This is a genomic window from Clostridium sp. 19966 (assembly GCF_032335695.1).
GTDB lineage: Bacteria > Bacillota > Clostridia > Clostridiales > Clostridiaceae > JACTOJ01.
Map to the genome: position 1 here is coordinate 135,824 of NZ_JACTOJ010000004.1, position 22,038 is coordinate 157,861.

A 22,038-nucleotide genomic window follows, 5' to 3' on the forward strand; every position below is an offset into this window, starting at 1 on the left:
CTCCTTGTACAATTATCTATGATGATTTTAGTCTCTGCAATATAAATCTCTTGTATATACCTTATCTACAACATCCCCTAATTCCTCAGACATTCTATTAGTAACAATAACCTCTGAAATTTCCTTAAATTCTTCTAAGCTTCTTAAAACCTTAGAATTATAAAAATTGTCCTCCTTTAGAGTTGGCTCATATACCAAAACTTGGATACCTTTTGCTTTTATTCTTTTCATTACTCCCTGAATAGAGGATTGCCTGAAGTTATCAGAATTAGTTTTCATGGTTAATCTATATATACCAACCACCTTAGGCTTCCTTGCTAGAATCATCTCTGCTATATGATCCTTTCTTGTTCTGTTAGCATCTACAATAGCCGCCATGATGCTATTAGGTACATCAGCATAATTTGCAAGCAGTTGCTTTGTATCCTTAGGGAGGCAGTAGCCGCCGTAACCAAAGGATGGATTGTTATAATGATCTCCTATTCTAGGATCTAGACATACCCCCTCTATAATCTGCTTTGTATCAAGTCCTCTCACCTCTGCATAGGTGTCAAGTTCATTGAAATAAGCAACACGCAAGGCAAGATATGTATTAGCAAATAATTTTATTGCTTCTGCCTCTGTGGAATCGGTAAAAAGCACGGGTATATCCTTCTTTATTGCTCCCTGAGCTAAAAGCTTTGCAAATCTCTTTGCCCTTTCTGATTGCTCTCCAACCACAATTCTTGAAGGATATAGATTGTCATATAAGGCCTTACCTTCTCTCAAAAATTCAGGTGAGAAAATAATGTTTTCTGTATCAAACATCTTTCTTACCTTTTTAGTATATCCAACTGGAACTGTAGACTTAATAACCATTATAGCCTCTGGATTTATGGATAAAACATTGGCTATAACTGCTTCTACTGTTCTTGTATTGAAATAATTCTGCTCTGGATCATAATTAGTAGGAGTAGAAATGATAACATACTCTGCATCCTTAAAAGCTTTATAATTGTCTGTTGTAGCAGTCAAATTTAATTCTTTGGTTTCTAGATATTCCTTGATTTCTTTATCTACAATAGGAGACTTCCCATTATTTAGCATATTCACTTTTTCCTGAAGTACATCTAGGGCAATCACTTCATTATGCTGCGCTAAAAGAATTGCATTTGATAGTCCCACATAGCCTGTTCCTGCTATTGTTATTTTGCTCATAGTACACCTCTACCTTTCAATTCATGAATTTATGTCAAAGATAAACAATGCAAATATATTATTTACAACAAATAATCATATTAATTAAATTTAAACTTTAACCTGCTCTTAACATAAAAGTTCTTTACTTTTTGACAAATTACGACCATATTAATATAAACCCTTTATAATAATAATTAAATACTTTTGTGTGTTATTTGTATATAAATTTTGTAACCTTTTTGTAAACTTTTATTTAATGCCAAATAAATAACTGCCACAAAATTAATTTACGCTAATTTTGTGGCAGTTATTTTCTCTGATTTATATTTTATTTTAACACATCTGAGTTATAATCTTACTATGCAGCTTTATTAGAGTTATTGTATAAACTGCTATCGATACCTAACCGCTTATTATCCTTAGGTATATTTGTAACCTTCATCTTTGAGAACTGTTTATTAAAGATATAATAGCCGATGCCAACTGCTCCAACTATTATGACAAGCAACACTACTACTATAGATATAATTATTTTTTTCTTCCTAGAATTTTTTTCATAGTAAATCTCTCAATTTTGTGTTTTCACTATGCTCTTTGTTTCTACATTAAAGCAATGGTTTAAAACATAACCAAAACTTTAATTAGAAATTTCGTAGGCTCTGCCGGCAGATATTCCAAGCATTGCCCAATATATAGGTGCTACGGATATAAAGCTTATATTAAAGAAGGCCTGCATCAAATATCCAGATATGCAGCATAATAATATAATATTAACAAAGCTTTCATTTCTTCGTTTATATAATCCCTTCAATATGTAAAGCACCATACCTAAATATAAAAGCAGCGCAGGTAGACCTTCCGTAAGAGCTATCTGCAAATATTCATTATGAGCTTTGTCAAATAATATCTTATATTTAGGTTTTCCATTTTTATGATATAATATGCCAAAGGTATCCGGCCCGCTGCCTAATATTGGCTTATCCAAAATCATTGGCAAAGTTCTTTCCCATATGTATATTCTAGTGGAGCCTGCGGTATCTTCATCTATATTTTTAGCATCATGCACCAACTGTTTTGTCCTATCAGTAAACATATTTTTATTAGTGATGTTAGCAATGCCAAAGGCAACAGCACATATCATTAAAAATAATATGAGTTTTTTAATATCTACTGCCTTATTCTTAAAGCTAAAATATAAAAGAACTAAGCTATAGAAGGCAAAAGCTATCCAGGCACTTCTGGTAACACTGCCAAGCATAAGTCCAAATAATAAAATAGAATATACCGCATATCTTCTATAGGTTTTCATAATAAATATGCCTATGGATATAGGTAACAGCAAGGTACAATAGGTTCCTACAAAATTTCTCTGCCCAATAGTTGAGGTTACCATATTTCTAAATTCATTATTTTTTCCATTTAGTAAAGGATTTATATGATAAATCTGAAGTATACCGTATAGGCTTATTACAGCTGAGGATAAAAACACAAAATCAATAAGCTTAAAGGAAAGCAATTTATAATTCTTATGAAATATTATAAATATAAAAATATAAGTAATAAGAGAAATCAACCCTTCTCTTGAGCGGGGTACACCAAATACACTGTAATTTATATTCACAGAAAGAAATGCAGACAAGGTAATAATAACGCCATAAATTGCTACCGATAAATCCAAATTATCAAAATCATATTTAGATTTTAAAATAAAAATATCTATAATTATAAATATTAATGTGGAAAATGCAGCCGCGTCAATTTTATAATTATTGAAGATATCCTTGGCACTTGGAGAAATTAATAATGGAACCAAAGCAAATATACAAAATGCATAAATATTAAAAATCAGCTTTTTCATTTTTACCCCCTTACTATGGTTACAATATTCCAATACGAATCTATATAAAATTAGGTTTCACTAAGGAGATGACTTTAATTGCTTTTTACTTTGAAGTTGATTTTTTTCGTTTGTAGATTATAAGTGCTGCTGTTATGGCTATAGTAATAAAAATTAGTCCTATAATTGTAAACTTAGTTTTATTTTCTGCATTCGTAGAATTTAATTTTTTGTTTTCTGGTAATTTAGTTTTATCGCTGCTTGAAACTTTCAAGCTATTATCTGACTTTGAGGTTGAAGTATTAGCAGTTCCATTAGATGTATTTTTATCAGAATCATTTGAAGATGCTTTGCTATTGTCTTGTTTACTATTATTATCTCCACTTTTATTAGAGGTATCTGAGGTATTACCAGCATCAGCATTGCTGCTATTTCCGGCATTATTACTATTAGTAGCAGTAGAATTATTATCATCATAGCTACTGGAACTATTAGAAGTTATTGGTGAAGAGCCCTGCTTGGTATCATTTGACTGATCGGTACCATAGTCTTCAGATACATATTGAATATCTTTAACGTCCTTGTCATAAATGCCAACAGAAAGATTTTTATCATCGGTAGTATTTTTTCCGGAATTAAAGCACACTTTCAAGTTACCTGCTTTTAATACATTAGCCTTAATAATAACTATATTTCCATTACCTGAAAATCCATCTACTTTTCCTAAGCAAGTAAATATATATCTTGCCAAATTATCGGCTCCATTTCCTCCGTCTCCTGGATAGCTTTTTTTCTCATATATTGATAGCTTACTGTTATCAATCAAATCTCCTTTTTCCACAGAGGTTATCTTGAGAAAGCTAGGATCAAATTGAAATTTAATATCTTCTGCGAAAAGATTTTTTATATTATTGGCATATATAGAAATTTGTATGTCTTGTCCTTGCTCAACCTTGCCAATGACTTTAACTTGAAGCTTAGTCTGTTCATCTGCAGATGCTGAAATCCCAAAAATCATTAATAAAATTAAAGCAAGCACTGTTATTCTTAGTTTCAAAAGTATCCCCCCATAAAATATATAAGTACATTAAATAAAAACTTATACATTAATATAAATTAGATGTATAAGTTTTTATATCATAATTTTATACTATTTTATACTATTAGAGCAATTAGTAACATCATATATATCTATATAGCCATCAGAATTTAGGTCTAATTTATCATTCAAACTACCTGAATCATCTATATAGCTATTATAGTTTTGTCCTATAACTGCCAAATCTTTAGCATCTACAGCTCCGTCTCCATTCGCATCTCCATATACACTGCTGCTTGCTTCCATCTCTGCATAAACCTCTTCATTTTGTGTATTTAAATTGCTAGCAGAAGTCACTGCTCCAGCGCTTATAGAAAGATTTAACGTAGTATTTTTAACCTCTGTAGATGGAATTATTATCAATTTACTTCCTGAAATTTTATAAGTAAAGTCTATAGAGTTATAGTTAGAATCGTATAAATCTATATTGCTTTTTGTGCTAGAGGTTTCTTTTATAGCATCATTAAAATTAATTACTACGCTTTGTTTATCAAAAAGCTTTGAAGTCGTGTTAGGATTCATATTATTTACAGATGCTAGTAACCCTTTATATTCACTATCCGTACTACAACTTATATTTTTAGACTGCAAAGTACTTAATACATTTTTAGTCTGAGTAGAAGAAGTATCAATATTGTTGTAATCCAAATCTATACTAACGCTTGAAGAAGTGTTGTTGTTAGCAAAATCTGAAAGCGGTGAAATATCTTTTATGAAATTATTATATATATCAAAGTAAGTAAGATTAGTAAGTTTTTTCACAAAAGATAAATCATTTATGCAATTGTAGTTTAAATATAGTGTACCAAGTTTAGTGAGGTTAGAAATCGGATTGGCATCACTTATTCCATTGCTGTCCACAGAAAGTTCTTGTAATGATGTCAAATTCTTTATTGGGTATAAATCATTAATTCGATTACTATCAAGATTTAATCCAATAAGTTTTGTTAAACCTTTAAGCGGTTCCAAGGAAGCTATCTTATTATTTGAAACATCTAATTGCTTCAAATTTACTGCATACTCCAAACCTTTTAAACTTGAAATACCGTCATTGCTTGCACTCAAAGTTGTAAGCTGCTTCATATCCCAATCTGTTATATCACCACTAGACTTATTTAATCTACTTCTAACGGCGCTCTCTAAATTAGGGTCTAAAATCTTTATAGGCGTAGGCACTGTAAAATCATTTGTATAATCATCTGCCATGATCAAGCTATCGCTACTCTTTACAGCATCCTTTGGAATGTAGAGAGTCAGCTTTCCAGATTGATTATTAGGACTTTCTTTTATAGTTAAAGTGCTTCCGCTTATGCTTACAGTACTGCTGACAGCTTTTCCATTTTTATCTTTTAAAGCTATGTTATTATAACTTGTACCTTGCGTAATGCTCTTATTGAAATTAACACTAATAGATGCATCACTAGCTAAAATATCATTGGCTGGTGTTATATTTGCTACTCCAAGAGTATTACTTCCTTGTGTTCCATAGGCCTTAATATCAGGTACAGCTTGTGAAATACTTGAAGGACTTGAGCCTCCAAAGCTATAGCTGTTGCTTGTGCTTTGGTCATTAACTGTTCCAAGCACATGCAAGCTATTTCCTAGCTTAACAGAAACTACATAGCTTTCGCCAGCACTTACACTTACAGGTGTGCTAAATTTAACTGTATGAAAACCTGCATCTGCTAAAGTACCGCCAGCTACTTTGTTAGTTGGGTTAACTACTTGACCATTTTGAAGCTTGTCCAAATATATTTCATAAGGTGCATTTGGTTCAAGAGTTTCAAAACCTGCTGCTGAAATAGAATCATTAGTTTTAGCAGTAAATTTATTTCCTACAAATCCACTAATTTTATAATAACTATTTGACATTTTGTCCGTTAATTGATAAATGCTACTGTAGTTCGTCTTACTTTCAAGATCATCATAAACTGTATTTAAAGTGTATCCTAAATCTACATCATAATAAGATATATAAAAATATCCACTATTCCCCCAAGAAGACCCCCAGCTATTTTTTATAAGAAAAGCTCCATTTCCTGCGGGCTGAGTCTTAAAATTGCTTGCTGGATAATTATCATCCCATCCTACAATAGTTACAGCATGATTTGAGGTATTTGAAGTGCCATTATTGTAGTATGCATAATTAGATGAATTTCTGTAAGAATCATCATCATAGTAAGAGGTTGCAACTGCTCCATAGTTCACTACTGCGTTCTTTATAGCATCGTTATCAGCAGCAGAGGTTCTGCTAGGAAGAAATATAACATCCTGCACATGATATCTTGGTGACATGCTCTTAGAATTCACATTGTCTGGAGTAGCCGGACTTGGATATGGGTCCTCATTTTCAATAACAGGTCCTTTCCAAGATGTAAGATAATAAGTAGAAATAAAATAATTTCCACCATCATCTGGATTTACAGTACCATTTTCGGCTGACATATTTATTTCTGAAAAATCATAGGTCACTCCAGTATTTTTAAGCTGGGTCGCTTCCATGGATGCCATAGTGGCAAATGCCCAACAATCCCCTATGCTTCCCTGATTCTTAACTGAGGTTATGTAACCTTTGCTTCTGGAATCATATTGTGTTGGAAGGTTAGAAGCCTTTAAATAACCCTCACTTTTTGGAATGGTTATATTTTCAGGAATATACCCCTTCTTATGGTCAGTTGCAGAAACAGTATCAAAAAGCTTTTTTGTTTCTAATTTATAGTTTTGCGTGTTACTTCCATACTTAAAGCCTGTAAAAAGATTAAATATCAATAGTAACGGAATAAAAAATGTTACTTTCTTTAGTGCCTTTTTTCTCATTATGGTCCCCCCTATTAAAAAAATACAATATATATGATTTTATCACATATATATGTAATTTTATATATATTTTTGTTGTATTCTGTTAAAATTATAATTAAAAAGCTACTTTCATACAATACGCTATTATAGATTAATATAGAGTTGCTTCCATATAAGGTCAACTCTATATAATCTATAGCATATCTCTTCTTCCATATATATGATATACCATAAATTTACATGCATTTCAACATGGCTAGTTCGTTAATGGTTTTCCTATTTGATCGTTCATATATTTTGCCTTAGGATTAAGTGATTTAATACTTTTATTGTAATAAATTACAAGTTGGTCAAGTTTATCTGCATATTCCTTATCATGAGTCTTGGCATATTGTATATTTAGATATGCATAATATTTTTTATACATATCTAGATAATAAGGCTCAATTTCTATAAATTTATCATAATACTCTATAGCCTTTTTACTGTTGTTAAGTTTCTCATAAACAAATGCTATATTTCCCTTTATTCTTGGATCTAAAGGATTCTTCTTCTCCGCCTCCTTAAGATAAGAAAGACATATATCAAGATACTCCTTGTTCTTCTCTTTTCCGTATTTTATATTGTAAATATTAGCTAAATTAGTGTCGATATCAGGATTTTTTAAAGAGATTTTATTGTTTATTTCAAATACCTTCTTGCTTAAAGCTAAATCCCCTCCCTCTACAGCTTTGCTTCCTAGGAAATTGTTGAAACCGACAAAAGAAAGATATAGGGATAATAGCAATACTGGAGCAGCTAAGACATATCTAATTTCTACTCCAAATTTTATTTCAAATTTGCCTTCCCCGTAAAAGGCCGACAACATAGCCAATATAATAAAGGAAAATGCATAAGAAAAATCAAAATCTAACAGACTGTGCAGGTATATTGCAGAATATAAGCATAGAACCAGTGAATAGTTTTTATCTTTTTTCCTTAATATAGTGTACCACCCTGCTGCTGCAAAGGCTAAAAAAGCAATCATTCCTTGAAGTCCTAAATCGTAAGCGGATTGGAGCAGTGAATTATGAATAAAGCGCACATCATAAAAAGCGCTTTGCTCCTTATATTCCTTATATTCAAAAGTATTAATACCACTTCCAAAAGGATTTTTTATTATATGTTTAACAGCATCTTCATAATATACAAATCTCTCCTGAAGCACTCCAGAGTTTATTGAAGTATTAGATGCCCTTTTCAAAAGATTTGTGCTTACAGTGAAAAATGCTAATATTCCAATAAAAGTTAAGAAAATAATGCATATATTCTTTATTTCAGTATTTTTATTGTTAAATAAGATATACGCCATATATATTACAGGTGGCAGCAACAGGAACATGCCAAAACCAAATTTGTAGCATAACATATAAAACATTCCTCCTAGGACTCCGCTTAAGAGCTCAGATAGCAGCTGTTTCTCTTTAAAGGCTTTAATAGAAAAGCTTAAAATAAATACAAATACATAAAAAATGGTATTTCGTGAGCCAGTATATGCAATGGCAAATATCAAGGAAGTCTGAACTGCCATTTTATAGTTTTCATTAAGCTTTACTAATCTAGTAAAAACAAGAGCTATAAACAAGAGAAATCCATAGGAGTTTGCATATCCTACATTGCCGTATATTCTTTTATTAAAAATAATTCCTTGGTAAACAGCAAAAATTAAAGCAAAGGCAGCTAACGAATGTATTATAAATTTTAATATATCTTCCTTGTAATCTCTGTTTTGTGAAAAAATAAGATAAAAAATGAATGCATTTAAATATATTGTCAATCCTCCAAGAGATAAAATATAGTTATAAGAAAACGCCAAAGAAAATATAGCAAAGGCCACAATAAGCAGTAAACTTATAAATACTGCTTTGTTCACCTTATGCCCCTTGCTCAAAATAGTATAATAAACGCTTGAACACAATAAAATGATGCAAGAAGCAAACTCCTCTCCAAATATCACATATGGCATCAAGATAAAAAAAGCAATAAGTACATACAACGTCTTTTTCATTTAGGTCCACCCTCCCGATGAATTTAAAAAAAGCCTGCAAGGAAATTTCCTTGCAAGCTGTATTATTTATCTAAATGTTTTGCTTCTAGTGTTATGTCATATACATCCACTATACCATCACTATTTAAATCAGAGCGTTCATCATAGCTTGCTGAATTTGTTTTTGAATTATACGCCTGAGCTTGAAGTGCTAAATCCTTGACATCAATAATTGAATCATTGTTAAAATCCCCCAACACAGCATCAGAAGGATTAATGTTTGTCAATACGGTATAGGAGTTTCCTGAAGAATCATATTTATTTTTTAAGGAAACCATTCTTGTACCATTTATAACATTGAAATATTTTTTAGAACTAGATACCTGAGCATCAGATACTATGTATTTTTCCACAAAATTGGTTCCATCAAACTTATATATTTTACTTGGTGAAGAAGATGTAGAAATATACCATATGTTATCATTTTGGTCTATGTCGAACTGACTCTGCCATGAATACTTTTCCGGGAAGGTAGCCTTATTAACAGTAGCATAGCTGCCATTTTGAAGACTAAACTTAAAAAGTGTTGATGCAGTATCAGTATCAGCAGACCATATGTTACCCTTGCTGTCTACCATAAATTTATTCATAATTTTATCTATTCTGTATTGGTTTAACGCTAAAGAACCTTGATTCAAGGTCATTTTACAAACTACATTTTGGTCTAAGTCAAACCACACATTATTATTCTTATCTGCAGTAAGGTTAGTCGGAGCAGCAGAATGCTCAGCAGAGCTAGTCTTGTACATCTCATAGTCAGATGAATTAGAAGAATTAATTCTCATAATATAATAATCATTTGGAGCATTGGGCTCGTTATATTTTCCTGTAGCCAGCCACACATTTCCCTGATTATCTATTGTATTACCAAATAATGAATAATCAGTAGCAGAAGAAATTTGGCTTGAATTTTGGGTTGCAGTGCTTAGATTTATGGTCAGCACTGAGTAAATTTCACCTTGACTAGTGGAATTGTCAGAAAGAAAATAAGCATTATCTCCAGCTATGCCTAAGAAAATATCTCTTAGCGTTCTAGTTCCAACCTTTTTATTCACTCCATCCTTAACCAGATAAACACTATCATTTGTCATAATTACTGCATAATCTTTGTATATAGCCGAATCATATGTATACAAGTCCAATTTACTAGAGTTTGACGTATAATCAACACTAGTATTTGTTGCTGCCTGAACCTTTATACTGTTTACTACTGTTGGCAGCGGAAAAGCAGCCAAAATAAAAAAATAAAGCAAGAAAATTGATAAAGATTTAACCTTTTTCAGATACACCACCTCCATGTCATAAATTTAGTATACAGATTTTTATACATTTTTCAATACTTTTATGTAAAATCCGACCAAAATTTTAGTAACAAAAAATGATTTGATAAAAATTATTATCAAATCATTTTTTAATGCTCTATTAATTAATTTTTTTAGATAAAAGAGTTATATCAAAAACATCAACTATGTTGTCCCCATTTATATCATATTTATTGTCCCAATTGCTGTCAGTACTTTTTAAATTGTAGTGCTGTGATATCTGTGCCAAGTCTTTGCCATCTATTGTTCCATCTCCATTTACATCCACCGACCTTATTACCGTATAATCTCCGGAACTAAAATCTTGAGTTTCATATTTAGTACTAGTAAATATATTGCTATTATATACTGTCCTCTTATTGTTTAAGTTATCACAAACCTCTATGCTGTAAGGTTTCATCATTCCATTATCATCATACTGGCCAATTTTTATATCCATTTCATAAACTCCATTAACAAGCTTCATGTAACCCTCATAGCACCTGTCACCATTTTCTGCTTCATATCTTATTCTTACTGTATTAACTCCAGAAGAATCATCTGTTACTTTAGCTGAGACCTTTACCGTCTCACCCACAGTAGCTATAGCTTTATCTACACTTATACTCTCAATCTTAGGTGCTTCGGTATCCTCTTTAGTTCCATAAACCATAAAGTCACCCGAACTAAAATCTTGAGTCCTTGGATTAGGATTATGGTTAACCTGGTTGTTAATAATATCTGTAATACCATTGTTATTACTACAAACAAGAATATATTGAATAGAATTTTTCCCAGCCTCATCATAATTATTGACATGAATAGTCCCTTCATACATTCCATCGGATGGGTTTGCTACAACCTTCTTAATAGTTTTTCCAGAGGGTGCTGCATAATATATTTCAATATATTTTATTCCATCCTTGGAATCAGCAGCATCAATTGATATTTTAACATCATCTCCGCCTGTAGCCTGATTTTTGTCTACAGTTATAGAGCGAATCACCAAGCTGCTGGAATCAGCATTAACAGTTATTTTATTAAGAAACATTAAATTAAATAATAATACCACTACACATAAATAGCTTATTTTTTTCAAACCATTCTCCTCCTACATTAATCTATCGATTTAAAACGCTCTTTAATATTTATTTACAATAGCATTGATAAAAAATGATTTGACAGCTTGGAGCCATCAAATCATTATAATTTATTATTTCATTTGTTTTGATAATAATGTTATATCATAGATATCTATTATTCCATCACTATTAAAATCATAGCTGGCAGAATAATTACTAGCACCTGTTTTAGCATTATAACTCTTTGATAAAAGAGCCAAATCCTTAGAATCAACTGTTCCATCACCATTTAGATCATAGTTGATTTGAGGAGTTGTAGCCTTATTTATATTGGTTACTATAGTATAGTCATTATAATCTCCACTGGAGGTTTGAGTAATATAGGTTCCTGCAACAGCTATTCTGTTTTCATTTTGCACTTGAACATAATTAGTTACATCACTATTGTTCTTAAATTTATATCTTGGTATAATGGTTCCATTCTGTATCTCGCTTAAATAGCTGTAGCTGTAATTTGAACCAGTAGGAAGTGCCACACACCAAACATTATCATTATCATCTATTTTTAACACATCGAAATCATAGCTATAATTTTCGTTATAGGTATCGTACATGTTTGTCATAGTAAAAGCGTTGCCGCTTAAAGAAAATTCAGTAATACCAGAACTCAAGTCTTTAGAGGCATCTTCAAACCATAAATTTCCCTTGCTGTCAATATCATAAGCAGCATAAGAAGATAAATCTATATCAGTTGTATAGGAATTTAATTTTATGTTACTGCCATCAAAGGTTACATTATTAATAGCTCTATCTCCAGTTTGAAACCATATATGCCCATCCTTACAAAAACGCACATTTTCCGGTGATTGTCCAAACTTTGAGGTATCAATTTTGTATTTTATATATTTCATAGTATTAATATCTAATCTTATTATGTAGTAAGCTTCAGAACTTCCTGAACCAACATCAATCATCTGCCAAAGTATACCTTTGGAATCAACACCTTGTCCAGCTACGAAATATGTACCTACCCCGTAATCTGGTAAAGTACTGCTGCTGACCGAAGAAGTATCTAGGTTTACAGTCTTTAAACTTTCATCATATCCTAAAATATAAGCTGTATTACCATATACATTTAGCAATGCCATACCATCCGTGTTTGCTATAGCATTTTGCCCTTTATCATTCACAAGAGTTAATGCATCTGAATTAAACAAGACAGCGTAATCTTTATAAGTATTAACAATACTTGTACTGATATTTACTGTTTTATTGTTGGTAGTATAATCTTCTGGCTGAGCTTCAGCTGCTTGTACACTTATTCTTTCAAAGGGAAGCTGTAATGGTTCAGCTAATAAAATAAATGAAAACGCCATAAACATGGATAAAAATTTAGTTTTTTTCAAGTTAACACCTCCGCAATTATAAACACATATTGGTATTATATATCAAATACATCATAAATTAAATACTTTTGTAAAAATATATAATAAAAAATATTATAATATTAAAATTATGTAAAAAATTTAATGTAATATATAACATTTTAGCTGCAAACTTTTCATATTTTATTTTATTTTACAATTAAATCTGATATAATTAGATAGAATTTATTTCCTAAGGGGGTTTTTACGTGAGAAAAAGCAAAATATTTAAACTATCTACAATCACTATTATTTTTCTTTTTGCAGCAACTATTTTTCCAAGTGCTTTAAAAGTACAAGCTGCTACAAATACCACTATCTCTTATAGTGTAGACAAATCTACAGTAAATGTAGGAGATACCTTCAACATTTATGTTAATCTGGGACAAGTTCAGGATCTATATGGAGCATCTATGGATTTTAAATTTGATTCTTCCCTTTTTTCAGTAAACAGTGTTAGTCAAGGAACTGCATGGGGTTCAGAGACTACAAATCCTAGCTACAACAGCAGTCAAGCTTCCTCAGGCTATGTTGAATTTTTTACAACATTGCAAGGGAACAGATCAGGACTAACAACAACAGCTGCTTCTACGCTTTTTGTTATAAATGCAACAGCAAAAAAAGCTGGAAGTCAGATACTAAAAACAATCAGCACAAATGATGATCTATCTGCAACAGGAAACAATGTGAGAATTAAGCTTTCAGATTCTAACGGAAGTGCTATTGGATATACAAGTACGGATTATACAGTGAGTATAAATTCAATTCAACCTTTATCAGCTGGTTCTTATGAAGAAACTAATTCTAATTTAACCTATGTTGGTACTTGGTCTTCTGAATCTAATTCAGGATATAGCGGTGGTTCTGCTAAAATCTCTAACTCCAATGGAAGTTATGTTTCTTTCTCTTTCACTGGTACTGGTTTTAGATGGTATGGATTAGCTGGTCCTAATATCGGTAATGCTATTGTTACTATTGATGGCAATTCTACAACTATTGATAATTATTCGGCTTCTAACACATTTAAAAAGGTTGTTTATGAGAAGACTGGCCTCTCTTCTGGTACTCATACTGTAAAAATTCAAGTTTCTAGCAACAAGAATGCTTCCGCTAAAAATTGTTATCAAGTTATTGACTCTCTAGAAATTTTAAATGATTCTTCATCTACTGCTTTATCAGCTGGTTCTTATGAAGAAACTAATTCTAATTTAACCTATGTTGGTACTTGGTCTTCTGAATCTAATTCAGGATATAGCGGTGGTTCTGCTAAAATCTCTAACTCCAATGGAAGTTATGTTTCTTTCTCTTTCACTGGTACTGGTTTTAGATGGTATGGATTAGCTGGTCCTAATATCGGTAATGCTATTGTTACTATTGATGGCAATTCTACAACTATTGATAATTATTCGGCTTCTAACACATTTAAAAAGGTTGTTTATGAGAAGACTGGCCTCTCTTCTGGTACTCATACTGTAAAAATTCAAGTTTCTAGCAACAAGAATGCTTCCGCTAAAAATTGTTATCAAGCTATTGACTCTCTAGAAATTTTAAATGATTCTTCATCTACTGCTTTATCAGTTGGTTCTTATGAAGAAACTAATTCTAATTTAACCTATGTTGGTACTTGGTCTTCTGAATCTAATTCAGGATATAGCGGTGGTTCTGCTAAAATCTCTAACTCCAATGGAAGTTATGTTTCTTTCTCTTTCACTGGTACTGGTTTTAGATGGTATGGATTAGCTGGTCCTAATATCGGTAATGCTATTGTTACTATTGATGGTAATTCTACAACTATTGATAATTATTCAGCTTCTAACACATTTAAAAAGGTTGTTTATGAGAAGACTGGTCTCTCTTCTGGTACTCATACTGTAAAAATTCAAGTTTCTAGCAATAAGAATGCTTCCGCTAAAAATTGTTATCAAGCTATTGACTCACTGGAAGTTTTACAATAAAGTTTAAATTGTAAAAACTAAAATATACTGTGTATATTAAAAAATTACGTGGCTGTCGCATAGAGCAACAGCCACGTAATTTTTACTAATTATTTTTTAGAAAGATTGAATCCATGGAAGATATTCTTCTAAAAACTCAAGGTAGGGAAATGATTCTAATTTATTAGCCTTGGAAGGCTTCCATAATTCTATAACCTTTGCTGCTACCACTTTCTAATATTTTATATATACGAACAAATACTCCACCATCTTATTTAATGGTTAAATTGTGATTATGCTAAGTACTTAAACAAATTGCGAAAAAAGTGTATATCATTGCTAAATAAGTTACAATTTTTAATTGCTTTTTTTTGCCTTACAAAAAATCAAATCAACGTACTTTTTGTAATATATTAAATATAAGATAAATCCAAATAGCATAGTTGATATAGTTGCAATTGCTGCTCCGTTAGAACCGTATCTAGGTATTAAAAAATAATTAACAATAGCATTTAATATACAAGTTAATATATTAATGTTCAAAACGAATTTTTGTTTACCATTAGCTATAAATACAGCACTTAAATAATAATTTAAAAATATCAACGGAAACCCCATTGAAAATGTATTTAAAGTATAATAAGACTTAATATACTGCTCTCCATACAACAACTCTATTATAAATTTAGATATGGAAAATGTCATACTTCCTATTATAAGCCCTATAATAAAAATTAATAGCATAATTTTTTTATTTTTATTTTTTGATATTTTTTTATTACTTAATCTTGGAAGTAATACTGTAGTTACTATTCCTGGAATTATTAAAACTATATTTATAAGTTTTTTGGCACTATTATAATAGCCAGTTTCTATATTACCTGATAAATTATTTATCATAATAACGTCTAGTTGCATAGCAATTACATTTACTAAAGCATTAATAAAATAAGGAGTGCTATTTTTTATAAGCAGCACAATATCGTATAATTTACTTTTATATAATTTAACACCTAATTTAAAGAACATTATATAATAACTAATTATTAATGAAATCATAGTACTAAAAAAATATGAAAATGCTAAACCATAAATTCCACCTTTTAAATACATAGATATTATTAGAAATGCTAATAGTAATATTGATCTTAAAATTTCAATATAGGAAATATATTGCATTTTTTCTACAGCCTGATAATATCCATCTGCAACCGTTCTATAACTATCAAATATATACGATAAATAAAGTAACAATACAACCAAATTAAATGGTATAATTAAAATAAAATTGTTTAATATTACAATACCAATGGTTACAAAAATCATTAAAAAATTTCTATTTACTATGTTTTGAGAAATATATCTATCAGCTTTTCCAATATCTTTAGATATTTGAAGAACAATATATGTATCTGATCCAAAAGTAAAAAATAAGGCTATTATGCTTAAAGTAGATAGATAGTATGATAATAGCCCATAATTGTCCGTTTTTAAATATCTTGCACTAAGCATGGTAAATATTAACATAAAAAAATATTTAAGAAATCTAGATGTAGATATATATATAACATTCTTAAATACTCTTTTGTTATTTATTTTCTTAAACAAATTATTTATCCTCCGGTAATTTTATGTAATCTTCCTTTATAATAGACATATATATTAAATTTTTAAACTTACCATTTTTATAGATAGCTTGTCTTGCAATGCCTTCTTTTATAAATCCCGCCTTTTGATATACATTTATAGCCCTGCTATTATCCTCAAGTGCCACTAAAGATATTCTATTTAATCCAATATTATTAAAAGCATGATTTAAGATTTTTTTTATTACAATTGTTCCTATTTTTTTATTCCAATATTCTTTATCGCCAATCATTATTCCAAAATCACAACTTGAATTGATATAATCTATTCCTGTAAGATATACTGCTCCTATAACCTTATCTGTGCTCTCTAAGCAAATACTGCATCTTACTTGTGAATTTCGATTTTGCATATAATTTTCATACCATTTTAAATCAGTATCCATATTCACATATCTAAAATTAGCTGTCAATAAGTCTACTACTTCATTATCATTTCTCCATTTATTAATAACTGATATATCTTGCAACTGAATTTCTCTTAAATATATCATCTAAATCCACTCTTTTCTATATTAATTCATAATTATTTATTAATTCATATAATTTTTCCTTTGAATTAAACATCACTAAATCAATTATTGATAAATTTGGAACAAATTTATCTTTAAATTGTTCATATTCATATTCCTTACATTTTATAAACTTTAACTCTATGTCATTATATTCAAAAAATTTTTTTGAATATAATGACATGCCACCAATTGCATTTATATATTGATTAGCTTTAATCCCATGGCATATATCTATAACTTTATCTTGTCCTTTAAGTTCATCATTTTTATTTATATGAGAAGAAATTTGAAATTCAGTATTTATACCTATATAATTACAAACACTCTTTAAGCTGTTTATAATAAATAACGATAAATTTAACTCTTCAAAACATAAAATATCATAAATTAGTTGATATGCCTCATTATAGTAAGGTGCTCTACTATATGCTAGCTCAATTGATTTTAAAATTTTGCCATTTTCGTATTTATAATTATCTACTAGCTGCCTTTCATTAATCTTTGCTGTAAAAGAATCTTTTTTTATTCTTAATGTAAACATACTTGCTTTGGAATTAACAAGTATTTGATTTCTATTAATCCATCCACCTTTTATAAATTGAACATCATCATAAATAACAAATTTATCAACTGAATGTATAAGTTGAAAGTAACCCAAATAAGGTAAAAAATAAGGCTGCATTATTGCAAGTTTCATTGTAATGACTCCTTTATAATTGAAGTTATTAATCTCAAATCTTCAATACTTAATGTATCATACATTGGGAGACATAATATTCTTTTAGATATATCCGAAGAAGTGGAAATATCAAATGAATTTTCTATATAATCTAAAGTTTCGAGAGATGGATAAAAATAACGTCTCGGAAAAATATCTCTTGAATTCAAATTTTTTATAACTTTTAACAGCAACTCTTCACTTTTAAATAGTACTGGAAAATATGCATAATTAGCTGTACAATCATCATTTATTTTTTGATATTCTAAACCATTAGGCAAATTATCCATATAATAATTAAATACAATTTTCCTTTTATTATGTATCTTTTCTAAGTCATCTAACATGCATAATCCCATTGCAGCTTCAAATTCATTCATTTTGGAGTTTATTCCTACTCCTGTAATTTGGTCTGTACCCGGTATTCCAAAATTAATTAATAGTTTTACTTTATCATACATTTCTTTGCTATTTACAACTATAGCTCCACCTTCAATTGTATGGAATAATTTAGTACTATGGAAACTAATAGTTGATATATCACCAAAATTAAGTATATTTTTATCTTTATATTTTACTCCAAATGCATGTGCAGCATCATATATTACCTTCAATTTATGCTTTTTAGCTATAGTGCTAATTCGTTCTATTTCACAAGCATTACCAAATACATGAACTGGTACTATAGCAGAAGTTTTCTCAGTTATGCTTTCTTCGATTTTTCTATAATCTATATTAAAAGTATCTCTATCAATATCAACAAATTTAGGTGTTAATCCTTGCCAAACTAAACTACTGGTAGTTGCCACAAATGTAAAAGGTGTAGTTATTACTTCTCCCTCTAATTCTAACGCTTTATAAGCTATTTGTAATGCTAAAGTTCCATTTGAAACTAACACAATATATTTAACACCTAGGTACTCCTTTAGTTTTTCTTCAAGCTTTCTAACAAATTGTCCATTGTTTGTTAACCATCCACTACTGTATATCTCATCAATATATGCTTTATATTTTTCAATACTTGGTAAGTGAGTTTTCGTAACATTTATCATATTTATACATCCTTTCCTACTTTAAATGCAATATCTTTAATATATAATAGGCCATGCATTTACTCCTAACATATAAAGAATATTTATCAATTATGCTATAATTATAGCTCTCAAAATAACATTTTTTAGCTTCCTTAAAATCGTTGATTTTCATATATGCCATAGATTGATATGCGTAGTATTTTGCTAATTGCTTTCTTATAATTTTATCATATTTACAATCTAAAAAATTATTGATATTAATATACATGCTAATAATATTATTATACCATATAGGTGTTCCAGATTTATTCGATATACCTCCTATATGTTTACGATAAGTAGATGTTACATCATCTATATATGACCACTCTCCATACTTTGATCTCATTATATGCAAAGGCCAATCTCCAATAAATAACTTACTATACCACTCAGGAAATTCTTGTACTATACTTCTTCTAGCTAATGTAGTTAAATTTGGTATAACATTTTTTATTAATAAATCATTAGTTGAAAAATGATTCTTTTTAATTTTTTTTATAAATAATTCGTTATCCTCAGGACTTTCTTCATATATCACATTAGCATTAGTAAAGCACCCTGAATAGCCAATGTTAGAATCTAAGAAATCAACTTGCTTCTGAAGCTTATCATCTGTTACCCAAAAGTCATCACCTTCAATCATAGCTATATATTCACCGATACAAGCTTTATATGCAGACATAAAATTTAATGCTGGTCCAATATTTTTACTATGCTTTATCAATTTTATTACCTTCGGATACATTTTCTCATATTTCTCAATAATCTCTCTGGATTTATCTTTAGAGCAATCTTCTCCAATAACTATTTCATACTGAAAATTTGTTTTCTGCATTAATATACTTTGCAATGCTTGTTCTATATACTTTTCATGATTATATACAAGCATCAACACACTTACTTTAATCATGTACTTTTACCTCTTATTGTAAATATTCTTATACTTTTCAACAAAAAATTCATTCCAATAAACACTATCAAATTGCTTTGCTTTTTTCAATGCACCTATTCTTTTTTCATTGTATACTTTATCATTTGTATTATAGCTAATAATCTTTTTTCTTAGCTCTTCATAGTTTTTAATCTCTATTAATTCCCCGCAACTTTCATCAACTATTTCAGGTATGCTTTTCCAATTAGTACTTATAACAGGTATACCTAAAGAAAAAGCTTCAAGAATGCAACCAGGATATCCTTCTCCATCATAATATGTTGGTAATAATAATACATCATAAGTATTCATGACATCCATTACCATACTAGATTCTACATTACCCATATATCGTGCGATTGAATATTTTTCCAGTTCGTTAATTATTGATTTATCTATATCAAATCCTATTGGACCATATAAATGAACTTCAATGTCGCAAAAAATATTTTTGCATGCTTTATAAATTTCATAAATTCCCTTTGAAGACTTAATTTGTCCAAAAAAGCAAAATCTTTTTGCTTTTCGCTTTTCAATAATTACATCATTATTATAGTATTTATTATTGGGAAACCAAAATATATTATTTTTTTTAGTAATACTTTTAAAATAATTAAGATTTTCTATCGTTTCGAAGAATATAACATCAGAACTTAAAAACGTATATTTTAATAATAACTTTTTTAGTGTACTATACTTTTTATATCTTTCGCTTGCGTTTCCACCAAAACATCTAAATATAATTTTTCTTCGTAATATTTTTGCTATTACAAATAAAATTATTTCTCTTTTTCCATAATAACTTATTATGTTGCCATATTGAAATGTGACAACATCGCATTTTAATATACTTGATAAAAAGCTTTTTAATAACTTTATATTTTTCCTTTTGTTAAAATCAATCAAATCAATTTGTATATTTTTTTTATTTAAATACTCATACAGTTGAGCACTTAAAACCGTAACACCTCCTATTGGGGGTGAAAAACTTCCCAAATATAATATTTTTTTATATGACTTCTTCATGTTATTCCTCATTTAAGAATTTTATATTTTATTATAGTACTCTATAATAGCTTTATAATGATTATAAAATTCATTTTTGTCATTATTTTCATATATATTCTTATTAATATGCGTTAGTAATATCCTACTATTTATAATTTTTTCTATCAATATAGATATGTCTTTTTGATTAGCCGAAACTATAAATCCTGTTTTTTGATCTTGGATTATATCTTTAGCTCCTACATTGTCTGTAACAATTACAGGAAAAGCATAACTTATAGCCTCTAAAACTGTGTATCCAAATGTCTCCGGCCATATACTTGGAACGACCAATATATCATTTTCTTGAAATATTTTCGATAAATCTTCATATTTATATCTTCCATTAAATATAACCCTATCACTAATTTTTCCACAATCCATTTCAATTGTATTTCCCCAAACAGATAAAATCCAATTATTATTATCTACCAATCTGTATAATGAATCTATTAATAAATCAAATCCTTTATATTTTTCAGTTTCAGCCAAAAATAGCAATTTTAAGGGTTCAGTATCTTTATAACTTCTTATCTTTTTATTATTCTTTATATCAGCATGGGATATATTAATGATTTCTCCTTTAATATCAATGTATTGATTATAAATTTTTTTTGATAATGCACTATTATAATGAATATTTCCTATAATTCTAAGCATTGATAAATAATAATTTCTTAATGAAATATAGCCTTTTCCTCTTTCTTCATTAATATCTATTGGTAAACTTATCTTTTTTTCTTCACGAATATTTTTCTTCTGTTTATTACGAATATATTTTATTATGCTAGTATCCTTAAATTTCCTATATATACCACCTTGCATTATTTTTATTTTTGTAGTTGAAATAGCACTTTTATTACATTCAGCACATCTTTTCCCATCACCATAATTAATGCATATTTTACTATCAAAGTCTAATAGATTCACTTTAGGGCAAATTCCAAAGTAATCATGAGTTGTATAAAGCAACTTTATTTGCATTTGCTTAGCAATTTGCAAAAACTCTATATGTAATCCCATTAAAGTATGTATATGTATTACATCCGGCTTAAGTTTTAATAACGCTTGCCTAAAAACTTCTTTACTTTGTTTTTCCATGAAATTTTGCGGCCGCTTTATTCCAAAAGTTAATGATACAGGAAGCGGATTATATATTTCATAACACTTTATGCCTTTAAATGACTTATAAAAATTTATTTTTGTTCTTCTAGTAGCAGTATATCTTCCTGGAAATAAAATATATACTTCATTATGCTTAGCTTCTTCAGTTGCTAAATCAATAGAATATTTAGTTAACCCTCCAGTCCTATAAGGCGGTAATCCTAAAGTATAATGAATTATTACCAATAATATCACTCCTG

Annotated in this window: 16 protein-coding genes; 1 reads left to right on the forward strand and 15 read right to left on the reverse strand. The window is 29.4% G+C overall.

Translation table 11 applies throughout. From position 1 onward, the window contains the following. Positions 1 to 27: 27 nt before the first annotated feature. The 8 genes from IAI10_RS05670 to IAI10_RS05705 all read right to left on the reverse strand — a co-directional run bounded on the left by IAI10_RS05670 (position 28) and on the right by IAI10_RS05705 (position 12,789). Positions 28 to 1,197 (reverse strand): nucleotide sugar dehydrogenase, encoded by a 1,170-nt coding sequence (locus IAI10_RS05670; RefSeq protein ID WP_315672317.1) that lies wholly within the window; start codon positions 1,195 to 1,197, stop codon positions 28 to 30. Between the two features lie 619 nt (positions 1,198 to 1,816). Further along, entirely contained in the window at positions 1,817 to 3,037 is a 1,221-nt protein-coding gene (locus IAI10_RS05675) for an O-antigen ligase family protein (protein ID WP_315672318.1), read from the reverse strand. An 85-nt stretch (positions 3,038 to 3,122) separates the two neighbouring features. Continuing rightward, positions 3,123 to 4,073: a cohesin domain-containing protein gene (locus IAI10_RS05680; protein WP_315672319.1), complete on the reverse strand. Its 951-nt coding sequence runs from the start codon at positions 4,071 to 4,073 to the stop codon at positions 3,123 to 3,125. Positions 4,074 to 4,166: 93 nt separating this feature from the next. After that, a complete protein-coding gene (locus tag IAI10_RS05685; RefSeq protein ID WP_315672320.1) occupies positions 4,167 to 6,932 on the reverse strand; it encodes a C1 family peptidase in 2,766 nt (921 codons plus the stop codon). Positions 6,933 to 7,170: 238 nt separating this feature from the next. After that, the gene (locus tag IAI10_RS05690; protein ID WP_315672321.1) at positions 7,171 to 8,961 is read right to left on the reverse strand and encodes an O-antigen ligase family protein; all 1,791 of its coding nucleotides are present in this window, start codon (positions 8,959 to 8,961) and stop codon (positions 7,171 to 7,173) included. A 62-nt stretch (positions 8,962 to 9,023) separates the two neighbouring features. Next, positions 9,024 to 10,289 (reverse strand): dockerin type I domain-containing protein, encoded by a 1,266-nt coding sequence (locus IAI10_RS05695; protein ID WP_315672322.1) that lies wholly within the window; start codon positions 10,287 to 10,289, stop codon positions 9,024 to 9,026. Positions 10,290 to 10,422: 133 nt separating this feature from the next. Further along, entirely contained in the window at positions 10,423 to 11,400 is a 978-nt protein-coding gene (locus IAI10_RS05700; RefSeq protein ID WP_315672323.1) for a dockerin type I domain-containing protein, read from the reverse strand. A gap of 114 nt (positions 11,401 to 11,514) precedes the next feature. Beyond that, the gene (locus tag IAI10_RS05705) at positions 11,515 to 12,789 is read right to left on the reverse strand and encodes a dockerin type I domain-containing protein (protein WP_315672324.1); all 1,275 of its coding nucleotides are present in this window, start codon (positions 12,787 to 12,789) and stop codon (positions 11,515 to 11,517) included. A 227-nt stretch (positions 12,790 to 13,016) separates the two neighbouring features. Between IAI10_RS05705 and IAI10_RS05710 the strand changes: the two genes are divergently transcribed. Next, complete coding sequence (locus IAI10_RS05710) at positions 13,017 to 14,762, forward strand: cohesin domain-containing protein (RefSeq protein ID WP_315672325.1); 1,746 nt, start codon at positions 13,017 to 13,019, stop codon at positions 14,760 to 14,762. A 336-nt stretch (positions 14,763 to 15,098) separates the two neighbouring features. Here IAI10_RS05710 and IAI10_RS05715 read toward each other — a convergent pair whose 3' ends face one another. The 7 genes from IAI10_RS05715 to IAI10_RS05745 are packed head-to-tail and all read right to left on the reverse strand — an operon-like array spanning position 15,099 to position 22,024. Further along, positions 15,099 to 16,349: a flippase gene (locus IAI10_RS05715; protein ID WP_315672326.1), complete on the reverse strand. Its 1,251-nt coding sequence runs from the start codon at positions 16,347 to 16,349 to the stop codon at positions 15,099 to 15,101. Position 16,350: 1 nt separating this feature from the next. Beyond that, positions 16,351 to 16,881 carry a GNAT family protein gene (locus tag IAI10_RS05720; RefSeq protein ID WP_315672327.1) on the reverse strand — a complete coding sequence of 177 codons (531 nt, stop codon included), beginning with the start codon at positions 16,879 to 16,881 and terminating at the stop codon, positions 16,351 to 16,353. 16 nt (positions 16,882 to 16,897) lie between these two features. Further along, the gene (locus tag IAI10_RS05725; RefSeq protein WP_315672328.1) at positions 16,898 to 17,599 is read right to left on the reverse strand and encodes a WbqC family protein; all 702 of its coding nucleotides are present in this window, start codon (positions 17,597 to 17,599) and stop codon (positions 16,898 to 16,900) included. Beyond that, positions 17,596 to 18,672 carry a DegT/DnrJ/EryC1/StrS family aminotransferase gene (locus IAI10_RS05730; RefSeq protein ID WP_315672329.1) on the reverse strand — a complete coding sequence of 359 codons (1,077 nt, stop codon included), beginning with the start codon at positions 18,670 to 18,672 and terminating at the stop codon, positions 17,596 to 17,598. Before IAI10_RS05730 ends, IAI10_RS05725 begins: the two co-directional genes overlap by 4 nt. A gap of 16 nt (positions 18,673 to 18,688) precedes the next feature. Further along, positions 18,689 to 19,606 carry a glycosyltransferase gene (locus IAI10_RS05735; RefSeq protein WP_315672330.1) on the reverse strand — a complete coding sequence of 306 codons (918 nt, stop codon included), beginning with the start codon at positions 19,604 to 19,606 and terminating at the stop codon, positions 18,689 to 18,691. Between the two features lie 6 nt (positions 19,607 to 19,612). After that, positions 19,613 to 20,653, reverse strand: a complete 1,041-nt coding sequence (locus IAI10_RS05740) for a glycosyltransferase family 4 protein (protein WP_315672331.1) — start codon at positions 20,651 to 20,653, stop codon at positions 19,613 to 19,615. A 21-nt stretch (positions 20,654 to 20,674) separates the two neighbouring features. Beyond that, positions 20,675 to 22,024, reverse strand: a complete 1,350-nt coding sequence (locus tag IAI10_RS05745) for a glycosyltransferase (protein ID WP_315672332.1) — start codon at positions 22,022 to 22,024, stop codon at positions 20,675 to 20,677. Between the last annotated feature and the right edge of the window lie 14 nt (positions 22,025 to 22,038).

Coding starts and splice junctions, on each gene's coding strand:
- IAI10_RS05670 (WP_315672317.1), bottom strand. CDS start 1,197: ATGAGCAAAATAACAATAGCAGGAACAGGCTATGTGGGACTATCAAAT.
- IAI10_RS05675 (WP_315672318.1), bottom strand. CDS start 3,037: ATGAAAAAGCTGATTTTTAATATTTATGCATTTTGTATATTTGCTTTG.
- IAI10_RS05685 (WP_315672320.1), bottom strand. CDS start 6,932: ATGAGAAAAAAGGCACTAAAGAAAGTAACATTTTTTATTCCGTTACTA.
- IAI10_RS05690 (WP_315672321.1), bottom strand. CDS start 8,961: ATGAAAAAGACGTTGTATGTACTTATTGCTTTTTTTATCTTGATGCCA.
- IAI10_RS05720 (WP_315672327.1), bottom strand. CDS start 16,881: ATGATATATTTAAGAGAAATTCAGTTGCAAGATATATCAGTTATTAAT.
- IAI10_RS05725 (WP_315672328.1), bottom strand. CDS start 17,599: ATGAAACTTGCAATAATGCAGCCTTATTTTTTACCTTATTTGGGTTAC.
- IAI10_RS05730 (WP_315672329.1), bottom strand. CDS start 18,672: ATGATAAATGTTACGAAAACTCACTTACCAAGTATTGAAAAATATAAA.
- IAI10_RS05735 (WP_315672330.1), bottom strand. CDS start 19,606: ATGATTAAAGTAAGTGTGTTGATGCTTGTATATAATCATGAAAAGTAT.
- IAI10_RS05740 (WP_315672331.1), bottom strand. CDS start 20,653: ATGAAGAAGTCATATAAAAAAATATTATATTTGGGAAGTTTTTCACCC.